This is a genomic window from Lacisediminihabitans sp. FW035 (assembly GCF_054880895.1).
Genome location: NZ_CM142187.1, coordinates 3,572,517 through 3,593,453 on the forward strand (window position 1 = coordinate 3,572,517; position 20,937 = coordinate 3,593,453).

Consider the following 20,937-nt stretch of genomic DNA (forward strand, 5'->3'; position numbering starts at 1 on the left):
GAGTAGCTGGAGGTGTTCTCTATGGTGAGAACTGAGGGAAACCGGCCCGAAAGACTTACAAACCCATTCGCGATTACGTCGCGATGTCTAGAGCCGACTCGACTACGTTACAGGACACCCGCGGAAATCGCATTAGATTGGCTCGAATGCGTGTTCTGGGAGCGTCGGCCACTCGGCAGGGACCGGCGCGGGTGCTGACCGCGCTCGCGGCGCTCGTCGTTCTGCTCTCCCTCGCCGGCTGCGCACCCACCGGCACGCAGTCCGAGAAGGTCACGCCGTCGGCGCAGCCGCTCTATCCGCAGCTGAAGACCTACCCGCGCATCGTCGTGGTCGAGAATCTCGACTACGGCAGCGCCACCGGTGGACGGGTGGATGTTTGCCTCCCCCGTGATTCGGCGGTGGCCGCCCCCGCGCGCGCGGCGATCATCTCCATCCACGGCGGCAGCTGGCGGGCCGGGGACAAGTCCAACATCAACTGGCGCAGCGTCTGCCAATGGATCGCCTCCCAGGGCTTCGTCGGCTTCTCAGTGGGGTACGGGCTCGCCCCGCAGCATCCGTTCCCCGCCGGAATCGACGACGTGCGCGCCGCCGTGCGCTTCATGCGCTCGGACGCGATCGTGAAGAAGTACGACATCGACCCGCATCGCATCGGGGCGTTCGGCGGCTCGGCCGGCGGCAATCTCGCAGCGTTGCTCGGCGTCGAAGGCACCGGCAGTCTCACCTCGGGGTCTCGGGTGGCAGCGGTCGCGGAGCTGAGCGGCCCGACCAACCTCACCGACGACGGCAGCGAGCTCGCCGAATTCCGCCCACTCGAGCTCTCCTACCTCGGCTGCACCAGCTTCGAGTCCTGCCCGCAGGCGGTGCGCGCGTCGCCGCTGTTCCAGGTGGATGACTCTGATCCGCCGTTCTTCGTCGGGCACTCGCTTGACGAGCGCATCCCGCTCTCCCAGTCGTCGGAGTTCGTGCGGGCACTGCGCGAGCACGGCATCGACACCACCTTCGTGACAGTGAAGGGACACCTGCACTCGATCGCGATGCTCAGTGACGACATGCGGGAGCGGATCGCCACGTTCTTCCACGCCAAGCTCGACGGACCTGCCGGTGACTGATCCCCGGCGCTGGAGTAGTCATCGCTCGAAGCGGGCCGCCTCTGCCCCGACGACCGCAACGCGGATGCGCTCGCTCATGTCGGCCGACAGGGCGGGCAGCGCATCCAGTGGGAACCAGGTGGCCTCGGTGTTCTCACCATCGGCGGGGAACGGATCGCCGGACACCCAGCTGCACCGGAAGACCAGGTCGAGATACCGGGACCGGTCGCCGTTGGCGTAGGTCACCAGGTCGATCACCTTGACCCAGGACAGCGATTCGACGTGCGCGACCACATCCGCCTCCTCCAGCACTTCACGCTCGGCCGCGACGGCGGGCTCCTCGCCGGGGTCGACGATGCCGGTGACAGGAGTCCAGGCGCCCGTATCGGCGCGGCGCACCAGGAGCACCTCCGCGTCGCGCAGCACGACAGCCGTCACTCCGGGAAGCCACAACTCGTCGTGCCCGATCTTCTCGCGCAGCGCGAGCACGAAATCCGGGGTGGCCATCCGTCGAGCCTAGCTGCGCGGGTCGGGCACTGGATGTCGGGTGCGCGGGTCGAGGTGCGCAGGCCTGTGTGTGCAGGTCGGTCGATCGGGAATTTGCGGATCCGGCCGCGGATTCGTTCGCGGATTCGTTCGCGGATCAGGAGTCACTCACGACACGCCGGGCGGACGGCAGTGACACCCCGCGAACTCTTCATCGCTCCTGATCCGCGAACGGACGGGCGGGCGGGCAGGCGCGCGGGGAGGCAGGCGCGCGGGCGGGCCGGCGAACAGGCGCGCCGCCCGGGCGGGCCGTTCGGGGCAGCAGCGCAGTGAGGTGCGCGTGACCGCGGGCCAATGTTCGCGGATCAGGAGATCCGCGCGACACCCCGCGAACGACGACGCGACACGCCGGAAACGGGCCGTCACTCCTGATCCGCGAACGGAGACTGCACCGCGCCAGACACGATCGGGCCAGACACGATCGCGCCAGGCACGATCGCGCCGGCGAGGGAGCCTCTAGGGCATGGAGGCGGACGCGGCCTTCGCCGCGCGGCGATCCGTACGGCGTTCCTTAGCGCCCTCGACCAGGTAGTAGAGCACCGGCAGCACGATGAGCGTCAGCAGCGTGGATGACACCAGCCCACCGATCACGACGATGGCGAGCGGCTGGGAGATGAATCCGCCGTGGCCGGTGAGCCCGATTCCGAGGGGAAGCAGCGCGAAGATCGTCGCGAGGGCGGTCATGAGGATCGGCCGCAGTCGACGAGAAGCGCCGTTGACGATCGCGTCGGCCACCTTCATGCCCCGTGTGCGGTACTGGTTGATCAGGTCGACGAGCACGATAGCGTTCGTCACCACGATCCCGATGAGCATCAGCACCCCGATGAGCGATGCGACGCCGAGCGGCACGCCCGAGATCACTTGAAGCGCGATGGCGCCGGTCGCCGCGAACGGGATGGACACAAGGAGCAACAGGGGCTGCCGCAGGCTCTTGAACGTGGCCACCATCACCACATAGACGATGAGGATGGCGGCGAGCAGTGCGAGGCCGAGCTGGCCGAACGAGTCACTCTGCTGGGTAGTGACCCCGCCGAGGGTCGCGGTGGCACTCGCCGGCAGCTTCGCCTTCGCCACGGCGGCCGACACGATCGCCGAGGCGCTTCCGGTGTTGTCGGTGCCCGGCGTCACCGCAAGGGTCGCACTGCGGAGTCCCTTGATGGTGGTGACGCTCGAGGGCCCGTTCACCGTGGCGATGGTGGCGAGGTCGGAGAGCGGAACGACGCCTTTCGCCGTGGGGATCGAGAAGGCCTTCAGCGCGTCCGTGGTCGTCGGCGCGCTGGAGTTATCGACGTAGATCGACAGGGTCTTGCCGTTGATGACGACGTTGCCGGTGGCGCTCGGGTTCATTGCCTGGGTGACGATGCCCCCGACCTGCACCTCGCTCAGTCCGGCGGCAGCGGCCTTCGCCCGGTCTATCTGCACGGCGATGTATGGGAGGGACGCCGAGAGGTTGCTCGACGCTCGCGAGACCACGGGGAGATCCTTGACCTTGGCGAGGATCGCGTCGGAGGCCCGGCGCAGATCGGCGTCGCTGCCCGCGGTGATGTCGACCTCGATGTCGGTGGAGGCGAAGCCGCCCTGGGCGGTGGCGAGAGCGAGCTCGCCCTTGCCGGTGATCTTCTTCAGCTCGGACGTGACCTTGGCCTGCAGTGCGGCCTGATCGGCATTCGGGTCCGTGGTGACCGAGTAGGTACTCGACCCTCCCCCGGAGAATGCGGCGCGCAGCGAGCTTCCGCCCGACCCGATGGTGAGGAGCACTGTCTTGACTCCCGTGATGCCCCGCAGCGTCGTCTCGACCTCCTTTGATGCCGCGTTCTGAGCTTCGAGGCTGGTGCCGAGGGGAAGGGTCTGGGTGACCGTCAGCGTGTTCTGCCCGCTGTTGCCGATGAAGTTGGTCTTGAGGCTGGTGGCGAGGAACCCACTGCCGGCCAGCAGCACGAGCGCCGCGATCAAAACGACCGCGGGGAATTTGAGCGTCCAGCGGATGACCGGGAGGTAGACCTTCTGCAGTCGCGTGACCGTCTCGACCGGCTCCGCGACCGCGCCACCGGCGTGCTTGTGCGGCGCCTTCCGGCTGCCGAGGAACCAGTAGGCGAGCACCGGCACGATGGTGAGGGAGACGAACAGCGAGGCGAGCAACGCCATGGTGACAGTGAGCGCGAAGGGACGGAACAGCTCGCCCGTGAGGCCACCGACCAGCGCGATCGGCAGGAACACCGCGACGGTGGTGATCGTGGAGGCCGTGACCGCAGTGGCGACCTCGCGCACCGCCGCGAGGATGGCAGGCAGCTTCTCTTCGCCGAGCCCGATGTGCCGCTTGATGTTCTCGATCACGACGATCGAGTCGTCGACTACCCGTCCGATCGCGATGGTGAGCGCCGCGAGGGTGATGACGTTCAGCGTGTAGCCCGAGGCCTGCATGCCGATGAAGGTGATCAGCACCGAGACCGGGATGGAGATCGCGGTGACCAGGGTCGATCGCACGGAGAACAGGAAGACGAGGATGATGATGACGGCGAAGACGAGGCCCAGCAGACCCTCCTGCGCGAGGCTGTCGATCGACTGGGTGATCGACGGAGCCTGGTCGGAGACGACGGTGAACTTGGTGTTGGACCCGAGCTGCTTCTCGAGGGTGGGGATGTCATCCCGCACGGTGTGGGACACCGACACGGTGTTGCCGGCCGCCGACTTCGTGATGTTGAGCGTGACGGCCGGTTTGCCGTTGACGCTGGAATAGCCGCTGGTCGGGTCGTTCACGACGGCGACCGTCGCGACATCCGAGATGGCGAGCGCCGTCGCCGTGCGTCCGCCGAGCAGGGGAAGGGCGGCGATCTCGGCTGTGGTGGTGATGCGCGATCCGGACTGCACGGTGAGCGTCTTGTCGTTCTCCGTGATCGATCCGCTCGCCAGGAGCGTTCCGTTGGCCGTGAGGGCCGACTTGATCGACTGGATGCTGAGACCGTCGGCGGCGAGCTTGTCGGCATCCGGGGTGATGGTCACGCGCTGGGAGGCGGCGCCGAGCAGGCTCACGTCGCTCACGCCCTCGAGCTGCTTGAGGTTCGTAACCGTGAGGGAGGAGAGCTTCGCGGCGAGCGCGTTGGCATCCATGTCGCTGGTCACAGCGAGCTGAATCACCGGGAAGTCGCTCAGGCTGAAGGTGATCACCTGGGGAGTGACGCTGGAGGGCAGGCGCGTCTTGATGCGGTCGAGTGCCAGCTGCACCTTCTGCTCGGAGGTGGCGATATCGGTGCCGTAGGCGAAGGACGCTGTCACCGTCGACGCGGAGGTGTTGGACGTCGCGGTGGTCGAGTCGAGGTTCTCGATGCCCTGCAGAGCACTCTCGATCGGGGTGCTGACGTCGGTGTTGACGACGTCCGGTGAGGCGCCGGGGTAGGACGTGACGATGAAGACCGAGGGCAGCGAGAGGGAGGGGATCAGCTCCTGCTTGAAGGAGGTGAGTGCGATGCCGCCGAAGATGCCGATGACGATAGTGATCAGCGCGATGAGGGCGCGGTTGCGCAGGCTGAAAACCGAAAACAGATGCACTGTGGGACTCCTGGAGCAGCGGCGGGGAAAGGCGCACGACCATGTGCAATGGGGAAGGGGATTCCCCTCGAAAGTATCTCAGTGCTTACTGAGGGTCTGCATACTCTCTGGGGAGTAGGCGACGCGGTTAGACGACCTCGGCGAGGAAGCTCTGGTCGAGCAGCGGGCCCCGGGCGAGCGAGAGCCATGCTGCGCTGAGGGCCGACACCGCCCGATCCGTCTCTGCAGCCGAATAGCCGAAGGGAATTCGCAGGAAGCGCTCGAACGCTCCGTCGATGCCGAAGCGCGGGCCGGCCGCCAGCAGCAGCCCCTCCGCGCGAGCGGCGAGTGTGAGTTGGGAGCTCACTGGGGCGCCGAGGTTCACCCAGGTGGTGAGTCCGCCGTCGGGGGTGGGCACCCGCCAGTCGGGGAACGCGACCGCGAGCGCGCCGGCGAGGTGATCGCGACCCGCCCGCAACTGCGCGCGCCGGGTGTCCAGGATCGCGTCGTAGTCCTCGAGGAGGTTCCTCACGACGAGCTGTTCGAGCGCCGGCGTACCGAGGTCCCCTGCGCTCCGCGCTCGCGTGAGCTTCTGGATGAGCTGTCTCTCGGCCCGGATCCACCCGATGCGCACCCCTCCCCAGACGGTCTTCCCGACCGATCCGATGGTGACGGCAGCTCCATAGGCCGCGAGCGGCAATGGGGTGTCGGGCCGGTCGATGGAGAGCTCGGCCATGGTCTCGTCCGCGACGATAACGGTGCCCTGCCGCTCGGCGAGCGCAAGCATCCGCTCCCGCTGGGCGGGAGGCATGGTGCGCCCGGTGGGATTGTGGAAGTCGGGCATGAGGTAGCCCATCGCCGGACTGGTGCGCTGGAGCGCCTGTTCGAGCGCAGCTTCGTCCCAACCGTCATCGCTCGTCACGCTCACCGGAACCAGCCGCGCGCCCGTGAGCCTCAGCGCTTCGTAGGCGTGCGGATAACTCGGCGACTCGACGAGCGCGCTGTCGCCCCGGCCGAGAAGGGTGCGGGCGAGAAGGGCGATCGCGTGCTGGGCGCCGATCGTGATCATGATCTGCTCGGGCTCGGTCGGCAGGCCGCGGGCGGTGTAGCGGTCGGCGACGGCGGCGCGCAGCACTGGGAGCCCGATCGGATCGAAGCCGGAATCCCCGAGATAGGCCGGGAGTTCGGCGGCGGCCCGCTGCGCCGCCTCGACGATGGCGGGGATCGCGGGCAGGGTCGCCTTGCTGAAGTCGAGGTAACCGGCCTGAGGGCTGTCTACCATGAGGGGAGCTCGCGAGGGCAGCCGGGCGACGCTGCCGGAGCCGCGCACGCTGTCGAGGAATCCGGCGTCCCGCAGTTCGGCGTAGCTCGCGGTCACCGTCGTGCGGCTGACTCCCAACTGGGCGGCGAGGTCACGCTCCGCGGGCACCCGGGTGCCGAGTGGGATACGTCCGTCGAGGATGAGCAGCCGGACGCGGTCGGCGAGCGCCGCGTAGGCGGGAGCGGAGGTGGCCTCGCGCCACCCGCGGACCAGGGAGGCCAATGAGCGCGCGGAGACGGTATTCATGGAGCCACTATAGGTGAATTGGCCTCTTGCCAGAAGGCCAATTTGATAATTGGATTGGCCCATGATGTTTCGGCGTATCTCCCAACTGCTCGTCGGCCTCTTCCTGTACGGGTTCGCGATCGCGATGATGGTGCAGGCGGGAATCGGCGTCTCGCCGTGGGACGTGTTGACCCAGGGCATCGCGCGGCAGACCGGTCTCGCGTTCGGCCTCATCACCAATGTGGTCGGGTTACTCGTCCTGCTGCTCTGGATCCCGATCCGCCAGCGGCCGGGACTCGGCACGCTTCTCAACGTGCTGCTGATCGGTCCGAGCGCGCAGTTCGGCCTGTGGCTGCTGCCCGTCGCTCATCAGCTGTGGGAGCAGGTGGCCCTCTTCGCCGGCGGTCTCGCACTGCTCGCCCTGGCCACGGGCCTCTATATCGGCGCGCGATTCGGGCCGGGCCCGCGCGACGGCCTCATGACGGGCATCCATCGCCGCTGGGGCTGGCGGTTATGGATCGTGCGCACCTCGATCGAGGTGACCGTGCTGGCCATTGGCTGGCTGCTCGGGGGCAACGTCGGCATCGGTACCGTGCTCTTCGCGGTACTCATCGGCCCGATGGTGAATGTGACGATCCCGTTGCTGACCGTGCCGCTCGCGCCCGCCCGGGTCGTGGCCGCCCAGAAGGTGTCGACCTGACCACAGGCCGTCAGCGGAGGTAGCGGGCGGCGTACGCGGCCATCGCGTCGCGCACGAAGGTCGCCCCCTCCCGGCCGCCGTAGTTCCGGGCGAAGCGCTCGTCGGCGACGTACATCGCACCGAGACCCTCGTACTGCTCGGCCGTGGGGATCCTTCCCTGCCAGCCGGCGACGATCCAGTCGTAGTGTCGCCGGGTGATCGCGAGCACCTCGGGGCTGTCGACCGCCGCGCCGGAGACGGATGCCTCGGTGAAGTCCCGCTGCACCGCGGCCTGGTCCTCCTGGAATTTGGCCTTCTCGGGCGCGGTGAGCGTCCGCCACCACTTGTCGCCGGTCGCGTACGGCTCGCTGCCCCAGCGCTCCTCCACCTCTTCCTTATAGACGGTGTGGTCGAACCCGTCGAACATCTCTTCAGCCATGAGCCGTGCACCTTCCTTCCTCTTGCCTATGGTGAGCTCGACCGAGCGGATCTGCCGGTCGAGGCGCTGCTTCTCCTGCCGTAGCCAGCGCAGGTGGCCCGCGAGGGCATCCGTATCGTCCACGGTGCCGCGCAGCACCTCCGCGATCGCCGGCAGCGCGAGGCCGAGCTCGCGCAACATCAGGATGCGCTGCAGCCGGGTGAGCGCATCCGCGTCGTAGTAGCGGTAGCCGTTCGCGCCAACGCGGCTGGGGGCGAGGAGGCCGATGTCGCCGTAGTGGCGCAGGGTGCGGGACGTGGTGCCCGACAGCCGTGCGATCTCCTGGATCGGCCAATCCCGCTCTGTGCTCATGACTTCCACGCTAGAGGTTGACGCTGCGTCAAGGTCAAGGGCTTCGGCGACCTCCAGTGGACGCCTCAGCCGCTCCCAATGGTTCGCGGATCAGGAGTAACGCGCGACACGCCGCGGCGGGCCGGGGCGGGAGGCGGCGTGTTGCGCGCTACTCCTGATCGGCGAACGGGGTCCGTCGCGAGCGATCGCCCCTTGCGCAAACCCAACTCGCGATATATCTTGAGTTTACGCAAACGCGATATAGCTCGATGATCGGGCGCCCGGCATCCGCCCGTCGCACAATCGAAGGAGAACACCATGGCCCAGGAGAAATGGCTCGTCGAGGGCGAGAAGATCATCGACATCGAGATGATCCGAAAGCTCAAGGTCAGCCTGATCGGCGGGCAGGTGAACATCGTCGGGCATGACGAACCCGGCGCCCGCGTCGAGGTGCACTCGGTGCGCGGGATGCCCCTCAAGGTGAGCATCGACGGCGACACCCTCGAGATCGACCATCCCCAGCTCGGCTGGGACAACTTCATCGAGGTCTTCAAGTCCTTCCGCGGCAGCGCCACGGCGGACGTGAGCATCATGGTGCCGCGCGATGTGGAACTGCGGTTCGGTGTCGTGACCGCCAGCGGGCTCGTCAGCGGGCTGACCGAGGATGCCCGCATCAGCACCGTGAGCGGCGACGTCGTGATCGACAACCACTATGGCGATCTCGAACTCAACGCCGTGAGCGGGGAGATCTCGGTGCGCAACCACTACGGCCGAATCGTGGCGCACACCGTCTCGGGAGACCTCACTGCGAGCGGCGAGATCATGTCGTTCAGCAGCGACGGTGTCTCCGGGGACGTATTCCTCGACATCCGCGGCATCCCCGACGTCGTGCGCATCAACACCCTCTCCGGGGATGTCACGACCCGACTCGACCCCGGGGTGCCGGTGCAGTACAAGATCAACACCGTGAGCGGCAAGCTGCAGCTCGACGACTCCGAGATCCGTGGGGTGCGCGGTGGCTACACCGGCAAGTTCGGCGTGCTGGAGAAGCAATGGCTCGAGTTCCGTGCCAACACGGTCAGCGGCGACGTCTCGGTGCTGCATGCGGTGAGCGCATGACTCCCCCGGTGTTCGCCCACGGTCACCTGCGGCTCTACCTGCTCAGCATTCTCGCGACTCAGCCGATGCACGGCTACGAGCTCATCCAGGCGCTCGGCGCGCGCTTCGGCGGCACCTACGTGCCGAGCGCCGGCACGATCTATCCCCGGCTCGCCAAACTCGAGGACGAGGGACTCGTCACCAAGTCGACCGACGGCCGCAAGACCGTCTACGAGATCACGGATGCCGGCCGCGCCGAACTCGACGCTCGCCAGGGCGACCTCGACGGCATCGAGAGCGATGTGACCGACTCCGTCCGCCGCCTCGCCGACGAGGTGCGCGCGTCGGTGAACGATGCGATGAAGACCCTCCGGGCCGATCTCGCGTCTGCGGCGCGCGACGCGAGGGCGGATGCCCGGGAGGCAGGCCGCACGATCCGGTCGGAGCAGCCGCGCGAGACCGCCGCGACCCAGTTGCGCGAAGCGGAGATGGTGATCAACGACTTCCGGCACCAGGTGCGTATCGACCTGCGCAGCCGGGTGGCCCGTGGCGATCTCGGCGAGGACGTGGTCTCTACCCTCCGCGAGCAGCTCGCGAAGGTGCGGCAGGCCCTGCAGGAGTAGTCTCCGCCCTCTCCCCTCCGCTCCCCTCCGCTCCCCTCCGCTCCCCTCGCCCGACCACCTCCCGTTTTTGCGACCTCCGCGCTGTTCAAACACGGGGGTGGTCGCAAAAACGGGAGGGGGTGTGCCCGTACCGAGCCGACGCCACCGATGTGGAACGGTGGTGCCGTGGGGTGAAGCTGCGGTTAAGCGCAGGTTTGCCGGGAGTATTCCCCATTCTGAGGACTGATTTCAACGGGCCCACAGTTGAGGTGTAGTGTCGCACCTCGTGACTAGCGAAGTTCGGTCGCCGAAGCGTTGGCTGATCGGCGAACCGCTGGCCTCCGAGAAACTGGAGGGCCAGCTCCTCCCGAAGCATCTCGCCCTGCCCATTTTCGCCAGCGACGCGCTCTCCTCGGTGGCCTATGCGCCGCAGGAACTGCTCCTCATCCTCACCCTCGGCGGGCTCGCCTTCCTGAGCTTCGCACCCTGGGTCGCGGCGGCCGTGGTGCTGCTGCTCATCGTGGTGGTCACCTCGTATCGGCAGCTGATCAAGGCCTATCCCTCGGGCGGAGGCGACTATGAGGTCGCCCACAAGAACCTCGGCGAGAAGGCCGGGCTCGTCGTGGCATCCGCCCTGCTGGTGGACTACATCCTCACCGTGACGGTGTCGGTGGCTTCCGGGGTGGACAACATCATCTCCGCCTTCCCGGTGCTCAACACCTACCGGGTGGAGATCGCGGTCGGCTTCGTGATCGTGCTCGCCGCCATCAACCTGCGCGGCGTGGCCGAGTCGAGCAAGGCCTTCGCTCTGCCCACCTACCTCTTTATCGCCTCGACCGGAGTGATGATCGTCACCGGGCTGGTGCGTGCCGCCCTCGGCGACACCCCGATTGCGGCATCCTCCGCCTTCACCGTCAAGGATCCGGCGAGCCTCACCCAGATCGCCTTCATCCTGCTGCTTCTCCGGGCATTCGCGAGCGGATGTTCCGCCCTCACCGGAGTCGAGGCGGTCGCGAACGGCGTGCAGGCGTTCCGCCGCCCGAAGATCAAGAACGCCCAGATGACCCTCGTGCTCATGGGCTCGATCGCCATCGTGCTCTTCGTCGGCATCATGGCGCTCGCGCTGATCAGCAAGGTGCACTACGCCGAGAATGCCTGCGACCTGCAGGGCTTCAAAGACTGCCTCACCGCACCGCAGACCAGCGTGATCTCGCAGATCGCCGCGGCCACCTTCCCCGGCGCCGGCTATTTCATGTTCTACGTGATCCAGGGAGCGACCGCGCTCGTGCTTCTGCTCGCGGCCAATACGGCGTTCAACGGGTTCCCGCTCCTCGGTTCGGTGCTGGCGCGGGATTCCTACGCGCCCAAGTCTCTCCAGACGCGCGGCGATCGCCTCGTCTACTCGAACGGGGTGCTCGTGCTCAGCGGAGCGGCCATCCTGCTCCTCGTCATCTACCGGGCCAACCTCACGCAGCTGATCCAGCTCTACATCATCGGCGTCTTCGTCTCCTTCACCCTAGGGCAGACCGGCATGGTCGTGCACTGGACGCGGATGCTGCGCGAGGGCCGCGAGAGCCTCACCAAGGCCCAACGCGGTCAGGTCTGGCGCAGCCGGGCGATCAACGCCACCGGCGCCACCTTCACGGGCATCGTGCTCGTCGTGGTGACCATCACCAAGTTCACACACGGCGCCTGGCTCGTCTTCGCGATCATGCCCGTGCTCTTCTACCTGATGCTGCGGATCAACCGCTACTACGGCCAGGTGGCCAAGGACATCGAAGTCGACCCCACCACCACCTTCGGAGCTACCGGAGACCACGCCGTCGTGCTGGTCGGCAAGATGCAGAAGCCCACTCTCAAAGCCCTCGACTACGCCATCGCTGCACGTCACGAGAGCATCGAGGCGGTGCACATCAACATCGACGACCGCGCCTCGGAGCAGCTCTCGAAGCAGTGGGACGAGATGAACATCCAGGTGCCGCTGCGTATCGTGCCGTCGCCGTACCGGGACATCAGCATGCCCCTCATCAAGTACATCAAGGCACGCCGGGCGGAGTACGGCTCCGAGGTCGTCACGGTCTACACGCCGCAGTACATCGTCGGCCATTGGTGGGAGAACCTGCTGCACAACCACAAGGCCCGCCGCATCCGCCAGAAGCTGATGCTCGTGCACGGTGTCACGATCGCGCTGGTGCCGTGGCTGCTCGACTCGTCCCGCAATCTCTACAGCCGGTCGTACCGCCCGTTGCCGGGTGAGTCCCGCCGCGGCGAGCCCCGCCGCCCGATCATGCGTAAGCCGCTTCCACCGGCAGCGCCCGCCGCCCGTAAGTCGAGCGTGCTCTCGGGCGAGGGGCGCAGCGAGAGCCAGGTCGACCGTGCCGCGCGACTCGCTCGCGAATCGGCCGCCAAGAAGTCCGCGGCCAGGAACTCCACAACGGTCAAGAAGTAGGGTTCGTGGCGGGCTGGCGTGAGGTGGCGGCGGTCGTCGTCGGCGGAGTGGTGGGCACCGGACTGAGGCTCACACTCGACACGGTGATCCCTCATTCCGACACCGGCTTCCCGCTCAGCACGCTGCTCATCAACGTGGTCGGATCCTTCGCCCTCGGCGCGCTCGTCGCCACCCTCTGGAGACGGGCGGGCACCGCCAATTGGCTCAAGGTCGGTCTCGGCACGGGCATGATCGGCTCGTTCACCACCTTCTCGGCGTTGATCGTCTCGCTTGTGTCCGAAGCACAGCACGGCCTGTGGATGCTGGCGCTGCTGTACCTCGTGCTCTCCCTCGTGCTCGGCTTCGGAGCAGCGCTGCTCGGCCTCAGCCTCGGGCGCCCATGGCAGAAGCCCCTCCAGATCGACATGGTGGACGAGTGAACCCCGCGATCGTCGCGGCGGTGCTCGGCGCCGGGGCCCTCGGCGCCCTCGCCCGGTACGCGATCTCCCTCGCTTTCATCCGCGCCACCCGCTTCCCCCGGGCGGTGCTCGTGGTCAACGTCGCCGGATCGCTGCTCGGCGGCGCCGTGCTCGCCCTCGCAGACCGGGGCGTCGTCGATAGCGGCCTGCATCTCATCCTCGTCACCGGCATCGCCGGGGGCCTCACGACCTTCAGCACCTGGTCGGTCGAGACCATCCAGTTCGCGCTCTCCGGGCGCTGGCGCACGGCCCTCGCCAACGTGGTCATCAACCTCGTGCTCGGGCTCGGCGCCGCGACGGCCGCCTACTTCGTCGTCTACTGGTTCTTCCTGCTGCACCAATACCGGCCCTAGTTAATACCGGCCCCAGTTCACCGCCCCGCGGCCTCGAGTGACACGTGCGCCCGGATTTTTGGGCGCACGTGTCACTCGAGGGAGCGTGGACACCCGCTAGGCTCACGGCGAGCTCAGGCCAGGCGCCCGATCGGCGAACGTTCCCGCACCACAAGGCGCGGGGTCACCAGACGGTGTCGCGCCTCGGCAGACGAGTTCTCCCAGCCGACGATGCCGTGCGAGCCGTCGCCGAGAAGCAGATCGAGGGCCCCGACGGCCACCTCGTCGAGCGGCTGCTCGACACTGGACAGCCCGATGGCTCCCGCCACGGGGGTGTTGTCGTAGCCGACCACCGGCACCTCGGCGCCGACGACGAGCAGCGCGCCGAGGGCGAGGGAGTCGCTCGCGCAGGCAACGGCATCCACCCGCACTCCCGAAGCGATCAGGGCGCGGATGGCCTGGCTCGCCTCGGCGACGTCGTCTTCCGAGTCGGCCTGGAGCGCGTCGAGCTGCGCGGCGTCCAGGCCGGACCGCGCCTCCATCGCCTCCCGCCAGCCCCGACGGCGGTCGTCACCGGTGCTGAACTTCGTCGGCCAGCCCAGGAACGCGACATGCGATGCACCGCCGTCGAGCAGGTGATCGGTGGCATCACGCACACCGCTCCGGCCGTCGACATCAACCCAGAGGTGCCGAGGGTCGTTCATGTCATCGATACCCCAGGGCCGTCCGAAGGTGACGAACGGCACGTTGTTCTCGATGAGCCATTCCGTGCGCGGGTCGTTGACGAAGGTCGCAGTGAGCACGAAGCCGTCGACATCCGCCCCGTCGTGCAGCCTGGCGAACTGGCGTATCTCGTCGTCCGGACCGGTCGCGGTGAACAGCATGACCCGCAGCCCCCGACGGTCCGCCTGCTCGGTGAGGGCGTGGAGGAACCGGTCGAGGAGGGATCCCGAGATGCCATTGGTCATGGGATCGAGGCGGATGCCGATGGTCGAACTCTTCCGCGTGCGAAGCCGCCGGGCTGAGGCGTGCGGCCGATAGCCGAGCTGGGCGATGGCTGCTTCGACCTTCTCCCTCGTCTCCGGTTTGACGATCTGCGGAGAGTTCAGCACGTTCGAGACGGTCTGGCGCGAAACACCCGCGACCCGACCGACGTCGAGCACGGTCGGCAACTGTGACATCGCAGCCTCCAAGGGTCAGTCCGTTCGTGCGGTACCGTCACGTTACCGCAGCGCCCGAGCGGATGGATGACGGTACACGGTTGACACTCCACCCGAACGGGCGTTACAGTCAGTCTACAATTTGATCGATCAAATCGACCACGATCCCCGCCCGATTTGAACGATCAAAGGATGAACTGGCCGGCCTGCGGATTTCCGCACGCCGCCGCGACGTCCCGACCGCACAAGCGAACCGACCTGCGACCCAAAGGAGGGCACCGTGGCTACCATCGAGTCCGCACGCGCTTCCGCGACGGAAGCATCCGGTTCCCCCGCGAAACCCCCGACTCCGCTGACGAATCACAGCGCCCATCACCGGGCACACCCATCCAAGGAGAAATAATGCAAAGACGCACCAATCGCTGGCTGGCTGCCGGCATCCTCGCCACCGTCGGAGTACTCGCGCTCAGCGCCTGCAGCTCGGGCTTCGGCGCAGGGAGCTCCGACAGTTCCGGCGGAAAACTCACCTCCTCGAAGAAGGCCCTCACCGTGCTGATCGGCTCGAGTGGTGACGCGGAGACGAAGGCCGTCAACAGTGCCGTCGCGGACTGGTCCAAGTCATCCGGAACCGACGCGAAGGTATCGGTGGCGAGCGACCTCAACCAGCAGCTCGCCCAGGGCTTCTCGGCCGGAAAGCCGGCGGATGTCTTCTACCTGAGCACCGACGCTCTGGCTGGCTACGCGTCTAACGGGTCGCTGCTCGCCTACGGCGACAACCTGAAGAACAAGGACGACTTCTACCCCAGCCTGGTCAAGTCCTTCACCTTCGACGGCAAGTTCTACTGCGCACCGAAGGACTTCTCGACCCTGGCGCTCGAGATCAACACCGACATGTGGAAGGCCGCCGGACTCACCGACGCGGACATCCCGACCACCTGGGACCAGCTCGAGACCGTGGCGAAGAAGCTCACAACCGATGGCCACGTCGGTCTGGGAATCGGAGGCGAATACGCTCGCCTCGGCGCCTTCATGACGGAGGCCGGCGGCAACCTCATGAACGCGGACAGCACCAAGGCGACCGCGAACAGCGCCGAGAACATCGCAGCGCTCGACTACGCCAAGAAGCTCATGGCCGATGGCAGCCTCAAGTACGCCAAGGACCTCGGGGCCGGATGGGGCGGTGAGGCCTTCGGTAAGGGCCTCGCGGCGATGACCATCGAGGGCAACTGGATCACCGGTGCGATGACGAGCGACTACCCGACCGTGAAGTACACGATCGCACCGCTGCCCGCCGGTCCGGCCGGTAAGGGAACGCTGCAGTTCACGAACTGCTGGGGAATCGCCGCGGACAGCCCGAACCAGGCCGCGGCCGTGAAGCTGGTCGAGAAGCTGACCAGCTCGAGCGACCAGCTCGCGTTCTCGACCGCATTCGGTCCGATGCCGTCGATCAAGTCGGCAGCCGATGCCTGGAAGAAGGACAACCCCAAGCTGGTGCCGTTCCTCGACGCGGCAGCCTACGCGAAGGGTGTTCCGGCAGCGAAGGGTGCGGCGGATGTCGTGACCGACCTCAACTCCAAGCTCGAGAGTCTCGCAACGGGAGATCCTAAGACGATCCTCGACGCCACCCAGAAGAACCTCGAAGCACTGGTCAAGTAGTCACCATGACGACTACCACGAGGCGGTCTTCCCGCTCCGGACTCCGGGGCGGGGAGGCCCTCTCGGGCTACCTCTTCACCGCACCGATGGTCATCCTGCTCGGGCTGTTCCTGGTCGTGCCGGTGCTCATGGCGCTCTGGGTGAGCTTCAGCGACTGGACCGGCCGCGGGAGCCCGCTCTCGGGCAACGTGCACTTCGTCGGCCTGGAGAACTACTCCGCCCTCCTCGGAGGTGGGGGTCTCGCCGAGCAGGACTTCGGCACCGCGCTCAAGAACAACGCCTGGTACGTCGTGCTCGTCGTTCCGCTGCAGACCGCGCTGGCCCTGTTCCTTGCTGTGCTGGTCAACCGGCAGATCCTCAAGGGTCGCGGCTTCTTCCGCACCGCCTTCTACTTTCCGTCCGTCACGAGTTCCGTGGCCATCACGGTCCTCTGGTTGTTCCTCTTCAACTCCACCGGCGCCGTCAACAAGCTCCTGTCCTACCTCGGCGTGAAGGGGCCCAACTGGTTCAACGATCCCGACGGAATCATCCACAATTTCCTCGGACTGTTCGGCGTGAAGTCCGGCCCGAGCGCGCTCACGAACTCCACGGCGCTCGGCGTCTCGTGGTGGGACTGGCTCGGCGGGCCATCCGTCGCGATGTTCGCGTTCGTGCTCCTCGCGGTCTTCACGACCAGCGGCACCTTCATGCTCCTCTTCATCGCCGGGCTGCAGAATCTCGGCGGGGACGTGACCGAAGCCGCGATGATGGATGGCGCGAACGGCTGGCAGCGCTTCTGGCGGGTCACCCTGCCCCAGCTGCGCCCCACCCTGTTCACCGTGCTCACACTCGGACTCATCGGCTGCTGGCAGGTCTTCGACCAGATCTACACGGGCACGAAAGGGGCACCAGGCAAGACGACGCTCACCCCGGCCTTCCTCTCGTACCAGTCGGCGTTCAACAACCAGCAGTGGGGCCAGGGCGCGGCGATCGCGTTCCTGCTCTTCATCATCATCGTGCTGTTCACGCTGCTGCAGCGCTGGATCCTCGCCGAGCGCAAGGTCTCCAAGCGCCGGATGCGCGGGTATGAGATCCCGCCGACGGACGGCGATTCAGGCGGCCCGAAAGACGACGGTCCCGACAAACCGGATGATGGCAACGGACCTCCGAAGATCGCCACAGGTATCGCCGCGAGCCAGATCATGAGCAAGGGAGGCTCGCTATGAGCACCATCACGAAAGCCCCCCGCTCGTTCACGCGCACGGCCCGGCCGAGCGGCGGCCTGCTCGCCGGCCGGTCGATCCTCTATGCGCTGCTCGTCGTGCTCGCGATCGTCTACATCTTTCCGTTCCTCATCCAGGTGGCGACCTCGTTCAAGACGGAGGCGGATGCCGCGAGCGACCCGCTCTCGTTGATCCCGGCGACCTTCTCGACGGCGGCCTACGAGCGGTTGTTCCTGCATTCGGACTTTCCGATCTGGTTCAAGAACTCGGCGATCGTCACGGTCTTCGTGACCGCGGGACGGGTGTTCTTCAACTCCCTCGCGGGATACGCGCTCGCGCGGCTCAACTTCCGGGGGCGCAACGTGATGTTCGCCGGCCTCATCGCAGTGATGTCGGTGCCCGGAGTGGTGCTCCTGATCCCGAAGTTCCTCGTGATCAACCAGATCGGCATCTACGATACCTACGCCGGCATGATCATCCCGCTGCTCACCGACGCCGCGGGGATCTTCATCATGAAGAACTTCTTCGAGTCCATCCCGGCGAGCGTCGAGGAGCAGGCCCGCATCGACGGTGCCGGCACCTTCCGTGTGTTCTGGTCGGTGGTGCTGCCGATGGCCCGGCCCGCACTCATCACCATCGTCATCCTCTCCTTCCAGGGATCGTGGAACGAGCTGAGTCACTTCATCGTGTCGACCCAGTCCCCCGATCTCGTGACTCTCACGAAGGGAGTCGCCTCCCTCGCATCCGGACAGCTCAGCCAGGGTACGCAGTACCCGATAAAGCTGGCAGCCGCAGCCATCATGACGGTTCCGGTGGCGATCATGTTCTTCATCTTCCAGAGGCAGATCATGAACGCGAGCGATGGGGCGGTGAAGGAGTAGACGAGTCGATCCGGCATCTCCACGCACGCCCTCCGCACCACCACTGAAAGTTCTTGATTCTCATGCTCCCCACGCTGCAGCCGCTGCTCCATGACACCACCGTCCTGCTTCGAGCGCCGTCCCAGGCCTGGTCGGCCGGTGACGGCACGATAGACGGACGCGGCATAACGGGCATCTACCACTCGGACATCCGGGTCGTGTCGCGCAGCGTGGTGACGGTGGGCGGGCAGTCGGCCGAACCGATCGCCACCGTTCCCTCGGGTGCGGCGAGCACCGTGTTCGTCGGCCTGCTGCGCGGCCTGGATGATCGAACCGCTGACCCACGCGTGCGACTGCTGCATCGCCGCACGGTCTCGACCACGGGGGTGTCCGAGTCCCTGACGATCCAGTCGGCGCTCGACACGCGCGTATCCACGACGGCCGCGGTGCAGATCGACAGCGATCTCGCCGAAATGGAGTCCGTGAAGGCGGGCATCGGCGGCGATGGCGTGTCCTTCGTCGTGTCCCCGCGCGCGGCGACCTGGGGCCGAGGCGCCGTGCGGGCGTCGTTGAACTCCCCGGATGCGGAGGTCACCGAGCACGCGGACGGCGGCATCCGATTGGCTTGGTCTCTCGACATCCCCGCGCACGGGTCGGTGACGGTCACCTGGACGATCGAGGCCGAGGATGCCGATGCGGTCGTGTGCGGCACCACGGATGCCGCCCGCTGGTCCGTCCCGATGCTGAACGCCGGTGATGATCGCCTCGAACGGTGGGTGACCCAGGCCCTCTCCGACCTCGATGCCCTGAGGCTCACGACGGTGTCGGATCCGGCATCCGAATTCCTGGCTGCCGGTGCGCCGTGGTTCTTCACGCTGTTCGGCCGGGATTCGTTGTGGTCGGCGCGCTTCATGCTGCCGCTCGGCACCACTCTCGCGGGGGACACACTGCGCGTGCTCGCGTCGCTGCAGGGCACCGGATCCGTCGCCGGAAGTGCCGAGCAGCCCGGCAAGATCATGCACGAGCTGCGCCGCAGCACGCTCTCGATCCCCGGCGAGGGAGTGGTGCTGCCGCCCCTGTACTTCGGCACCGTCGATGCCACACCGCTCTGGGTCTGCCTGCTGTATGACGCCTGGAAGTGGGGACTTCCCGAGACCGAGGTCGTCGTGCTGATCCCCCACCTCGTCGCCGCGCTCGAATGGATGCGGGACTACGGGGACGCCGACGGCGACGGCCTGCTCGAATATGTGGATGCCACCGGAACCGGCCTTGCGAACCAGGGCTGGAAGGATTCCGGCGATTCCGTGCAGTGGCGCGACGGCACCCTGGCCGAGGGCCCGATCGCCCTCTGCGAAGTGCAGGCCTATGCGTACGAGGCCGCGATGCACGGTGCGGAACTGCTCGATCACTTCGGTGTCGCCGGTGGCGCGGAATGGCGCGACTGGGCGGCCCGCCTTCGCACCCGTTTCCACGAGACGTTCTGGATCGACGACCCGGACGGGGCCTACCCGGCCATCGCGCTCGACTCCTCCAAGCGTCGGGTAGACACGGTCACCAGCAACATCGGCCACCTGCTCGGCACCGGGCTGCTCGACTCGCGCCAGGCCGCCCTCGTCGCTCGCCGGCTGGTCTCACCACAGCTGAATTCGGGCTACGGCCTGCGCACGATGTCCACCGATTCGCAGGGCTACTGGCCGCTCAGTTACCACGGTGGCAGCGTCTGGGCCCACGACACCGCCATCGCGATCGCGGGTCTCGCGCGCGACGGCTTCACTGCGGAGGCATCCTCGCTTGCCTCCGGACTCCTCGCAGCGGCATCCGGATTCGACTATCGGATGCCCGAGCTGCACTCCGGCGACCCCGCAAGCGACTTCGGCGCCCCGGTTCCCTACCCCGCGGCGTGCCGTCCGCAGGCCTGGTCGGCGGCCGCATCGGTCTCGGTGCTGGCATCGACCCTCGGACTGCGCCCGGATGCGCCATCCGCGACCCTCGGTGTTTCGCCGATGACGACGGTCGGGGCGCTCATGGTGAAGGGGCTGAGATTCGGCGGCGCGGATGTCTCGATCACGGTCAATGCGGATGGAGAGGTCACCGCGTCCTCCGGTGCGTCCGTGCAGGTGGAGTAGCCCCGCTGCCGCTGCCCTCGTGGCGGGGGACCCGCCCGCTCGCGGAGGGGCAATCCCCTCGCGGCTGGAGTTGTGACTCCCTCCGCGAGGTATTTTCCCCGCCGCGACGGCGATGACTCGCGCGACCTACGCGGCGTCGAGCCTCCGCTGGGACCGGGTGATCGCCAGGCTGACGATGCCGACGACTCCGATCACGACGAGGAAGATCGCCGTGACGAAGAGGAATCCGACGATCGCGGACCCCGGGAGCAGGATCACCACGAGGCCGAGTACGAACGACGCGAGGCCCGTGAGCACCAGGGTCGCCCGCGTGCCCCGACGGAACAGGGCGAACGCGGTGATGATGCAGATGAGGCCGTCGATCATCCAGCCGATGCCGATGATCAACTCGATGGCGATGAGGGTGCCGAACGGATTGTTGAGGCAGAGCACGCCGGCGACGATCACCACGACTCCCATCAGCCCGACGAACCAGCGCCAGCCGGCCCGCATCTCCCGGCCGGAGACTGCGGTGAAGACCCTGCTGATGCCGGCGACGATGAGGTAGACGCCGAAGAGCAGCGCGACGGAGCGCAGCGCCGCGCGGGGGAAGATCAGGCCGAACGCGCCGACCAGAACCGCTCCGATCGCGGCGATCCATGCTCCCCGCCGGAAGACGGCACGAACCTGCGAGTCGAGGGTGTCCTGGCTGGCCATGCCTTCGATCTTCGCCCCTCTCCCATCGATTGTCGACGGTCGCCCGGCTGGATCCCCTGCGCGCTTCCCCAAAACGCAGGAGATTCACCGCGAAACGGCCCTTTCGCCGCTGAACGCCCTTCCGGTGGCGAATCTCCTGCGTTTT

17 protein-coding genes are annotated in these 20,937 nt (G+C 67.1%); 11 read left to right on the forward strand and 6 right to left on the reverse strand.

Features of this window, described 5'->3' with window-relative positions:
- Positions 1–146: 146 nt before the first annotated feature.
- Positions 147–1,109, forward strand: coding sequence for an alpha/beta hydrolase fold domain-containing protein (locus ACVXZ4_RS17105; protein WP_461795984.1), 963 nt, complete (start codon positions 147–149; stop codon positions 1,107–1,109).
- An 18-nt stretch (positions 1,110–1,127) separates the two neighbouring features.
- On the opposite strand, the gene ACVXZ4_RS17110 is transcribed toward ACVXZ4_RS17105, so the two are convergent.
- The 3 genes from ACVXZ4_RS17110 to yczR form a co-directional block, all read right to left on the reverse strand.
- Positions 1,128–1,595, reverse strand: coding sequence for an NUDIX hydrolase (locus tag ACVXZ4_RS17110; RefSeq protein ID WP_461795985.1), 468 nt, complete (start codon positions 1,593–1,595; stop codon positions 1,128–1,130).
- 495 nt (positions 1,596–2,090) lie between these two features.
- Complete coding sequence (locus ACVXZ4_RS17115; protein WP_461795986.1) at positions 2,091–5,180, reverse strand: efflux RND transporter permease subunit; 3,090 nt, start codon at positions 5,178–5,180, stop codon at positions 2,091–2,093.
- 127 nt (positions 5,181–5,307) lie between these two features.
- Positions 5,308–6,726: a MocR-like transcription factor YczR gene (gene yczR / locus ACVXZ4_RS17120; protein WP_461795987.1), complete on the reverse strand. Its 1,419-nt coding sequence runs from the start codon at positions 6,724–6,726 to the stop codon at positions 5,308–5,310.
- Positions 6,727–6,790: 64 nt separating this feature from the next.
- On the opposite strand from yczR, the gene yczE reads away from it, so the two are divergent.
- Positions 6,791–7,405 carry a membrane protein YczE gene (yczE, locus tag ACVXZ4_RS17125; protein ID WP_461798018.1) on the forward strand — a complete coding sequence of 205 codons (615 nt, stop codon included), beginning with the start codon at positions 6,791–6,793 and terminating at the stop codon, positions 7,403–7,405.
- A 10-nt stretch (positions 7,406–7,415) separates the two neighbouring features.
- Here the strand turns inward: yczE and ACVXZ4_RS17130 are convergent, their stop codons facing one another.
- The gene (locus tag ACVXZ4_RS17130; RefSeq protein WP_461795988.1) at positions 7,416–8,174 is read right to left on the reverse strand and encodes a MerR family transcriptional regulator; all 759 of its coding nucleotides are present in this window, start codon (positions 8,172–8,174) and stop codon (positions 7,416–7,418) included.
- 297 nt (positions 8,175–8,471) lie between these two features.
- On the opposite strand from ACVXZ4_RS17130, the gene ACVXZ4_RS17135 reads away from it, so the two are divergent.
- The 5 genes from ACVXZ4_RS17135 (at position 8,472) to ACVXZ4_RS17155 (ending at position 13,113) form a co-directional block, all read left to right on the forward strand.
- Positions 8,472–9,272 (forward strand): DUF4097 family beta strand repeat-containing protein, encoded by an 801-nt coding sequence (locus tag ACVXZ4_RS17135; RefSeq protein WP_461795989.1) that lies wholly within the window; start codon positions 8,472–8,474, stop codon positions 9,270–9,272.
- Complete coding sequence (locus ACVXZ4_RS17140; RefSeq protein ID WP_461795990.1) at positions 9,269–9,874, forward strand: PadR family transcriptional regulator; 606 nt, start codon at positions 9,269–9,271, stop codon at positions 9,872–9,874. Before ACVXZ4_RS17135 ends, ACVXZ4_RS17140 begins: the two co-directional genes overlap by 4 nt.
- Before the next feature lie 265 nt (positions 9,875–10,139).
- Positions 10,140–12,302, forward strand: a complete 2,163-nt coding sequence (locus ACVXZ4_RS17145) for an APC family permease (protein WP_461795991.1) — start codon at positions 10,140–10,142, stop codon at positions 12,300–12,302.
- 5 nt (positions 12,303–12,307) lie between these two features.
- Positions 12,308–12,721, forward strand: coding sequence for a fluoride efflux transporter FluC (locus tag ACVXZ4_RS17150; protein ID WP_461795992.1), 414 nt, complete (start codon positions 12,308–12,310; stop codon positions 12,719–12,721).
- Positions 12,718–13,113, forward strand: coding sequence for a fluoride efflux transporter FluC (locus ACVXZ4_RS17155; RefSeq protein ID WP_461795993.1), 396 nt, complete (start codon positions 12,718–12,720; stop codon positions 13,111–13,113). Before ACVXZ4_RS17150 ends, ACVXZ4_RS17155 begins: the two co-directional genes overlap by 4 nt.
- A gap of 113 nt (positions 13,114–13,226) precedes the next feature.
- On the opposite strand, the gene ACVXZ4_RS17160 is transcribed toward ACVXZ4_RS17155, so the two are convergent.
- A complete protein-coding gene (locus ACVXZ4_RS17160; protein ID WP_461795994.1) occupies positions 13,227–14,273 on the reverse strand; it encodes a LacI family DNA-binding transcriptional regulator in 1,047 nt (348 codons plus the stop codon).
- A 381-nt stretch (positions 14,274–14,654) separates the two neighbouring features.
- Between ACVXZ4_RS17160 and ACVXZ4_RS17165 the strand changes: the two genes are divergently transcribed.
- From ACVXZ4_RS17165 to ACVXZ4_RS17180, 4 genes are all read left to right on the forward strand, one after another.
- On the forward strand, positions 14,655–15,908 hold the full coding sequence (locus ACVXZ4_RS17165; RefSeq protein WP_461795995.1) for a sugar ABC transporter substrate-binding protein: 1,254 nt from the start codon (positions 14,655–14,657) through the stop codon (positions 15,906–15,908).
- Between the two features lie 5 nt (positions 15,909–15,913).
- Positions 15,914–17,113: a carbohydrate ABC transporter permease gene (locus ACVXZ4_RS17170; protein WP_461795996.1), complete on the forward strand. Its 1,200-nt coding sequence runs from the start codon at positions 15,914–15,916 to the stop codon at positions 17,111–17,113.
- Entirely contained in the window at positions 17,110–17,991 is an 882-nt protein-coding gene (locus ACVXZ4_RS17175) for a carbohydrate ABC transporter permease (RefSeq protein ID WP_461795997.1), read from the forward strand. Before ACVXZ4_RS17170 ends, ACVXZ4_RS17175 begins: the two co-directional genes overlap by 4 nt.
- 62 nt (positions 17,992–18,053) lie before the next feature.
- Complete coding sequence (locus ACVXZ4_RS17180; protein ID WP_461795998.1) at positions 18,054–20,096, forward strand: amylo-alpha-1,6-glucosidase; 2,043 nt, start codon at positions 18,054–18,056, stop codon at positions 20,094–20,096.
- A 126-nt stretch (positions 20,097–20,222) separates the two neighbouring features.
- Here the strand turns inward: ACVXZ4_RS17180 and ACVXZ4_RS17185 are convergent, their stop codons facing one another.
- The gene (locus tag ACVXZ4_RS17185) at positions 20,223–20,792 is read right to left on the reverse strand and encodes an HdeD family acid-resistance protein (protein ID WP_461795999.1); all 570 of its coding nucleotides are present in this window, start codon (positions 20,790–20,792) and stop codon (positions 20,223–20,225) included.
- Positions 20,793–20,937 lie beyond the last annotated feature (145 nt).

Excerpts from the sequence above, each read along its gene's own strand:
- ACVXZ4_RS17180 (WP_461795998.1), top strand. The coding sequence starts at position 18,054 with ATGCTCCCCACGCTGCAGCCGCTGCTCCATGACACCACCGTCCTGCTT.
- ACVXZ4_RS17105 (WP_461795984.1), top strand. The coding sequence starts at position 147 with ATGCGTGTTCTGGGAGCGTCGGCCACTCGGCAGGGACCGGCGCGGGTG.
- ACVXZ4_RS17175 (WP_461795997.1), top strand. The coding sequence starts at position 17,110 with ATGAGCACCATCACGAAAGCCCCCCGCTCGTTCACGCGCACGGCCCGG.
- ACVXZ4_RS17165 (WP_461795995.1), top strand. The coding sequence starts at position 14,655 with ATGCAAAGACGCACCAATCGCTGGCTGGCTGCCGGCATCCTCGCCACC.
- yczE (WP_461798018.1), top strand. The coding sequence starts at position 6,791 with ATGTTTCGGCGTATCTCCCAACTGCTCGTCGGCCTCTTCCTGTACGGG.
- ACVXZ4_RS17110 (WP_461795985.1), bottom strand. The coding sequence starts at position 1,595 with ATGGCCACCCCGGATTTCGTGCTCGCGCTGCGCGAGAAGATCGGGCAC.
- ACVXZ4_RS17140 (WP_461795990.1), top strand. The coding sequence starts at position 9,269 with ATGACTCCCCCGGTGTTCGCCCACGGTCACCTGCGGCTCTACCTGCTC.
- ACVXZ4_RS17135 (WP_461795989.1), top strand. The coding sequence starts at position 8,472 with ATGGCCCAGGAGAAATGGCTCGTCGAGGGCGAGAAGATCATCGACATC.
- ACVXZ4_RS17160 (WP_461795994.1), bottom strand. The coding sequence starts at position 14,273 with ATGTCACAGTTGCCGACCGTGCTCGACGTCGGTCGGGTCGCGGGTGTT.
- yczR (WP_461795987.1), bottom strand. The coding sequence starts at position 6,726 with ATGAATACCGTCTCCGCGCGCTCATTGGCCTCCCTGGTCCGCGGGTGG.
- ACVXZ4_RS17185 (WP_461795999.1), bottom strand. The coding sequence starts at position 20,792 with ATGGCCAGCCAGGACACCCTCGACTCGCAGGTTCGTGCCGTCTTCCGG.
- ACVXZ4_RS17170 (WP_461795996.1), top strand. The coding sequence starts at position 15,914 with ATGACGACTACCACGAGGCGGTCTTCCCGCTCCGGACTCCGGGGCGGG.
- ACVXZ4_RS17130 (WP_461795988.1), bottom strand. The coding sequence starts at position 8,174 with ATGAGCACAGAGCGGGATTGGCCGATCCAGGAGATCGCACGGCTGTCG.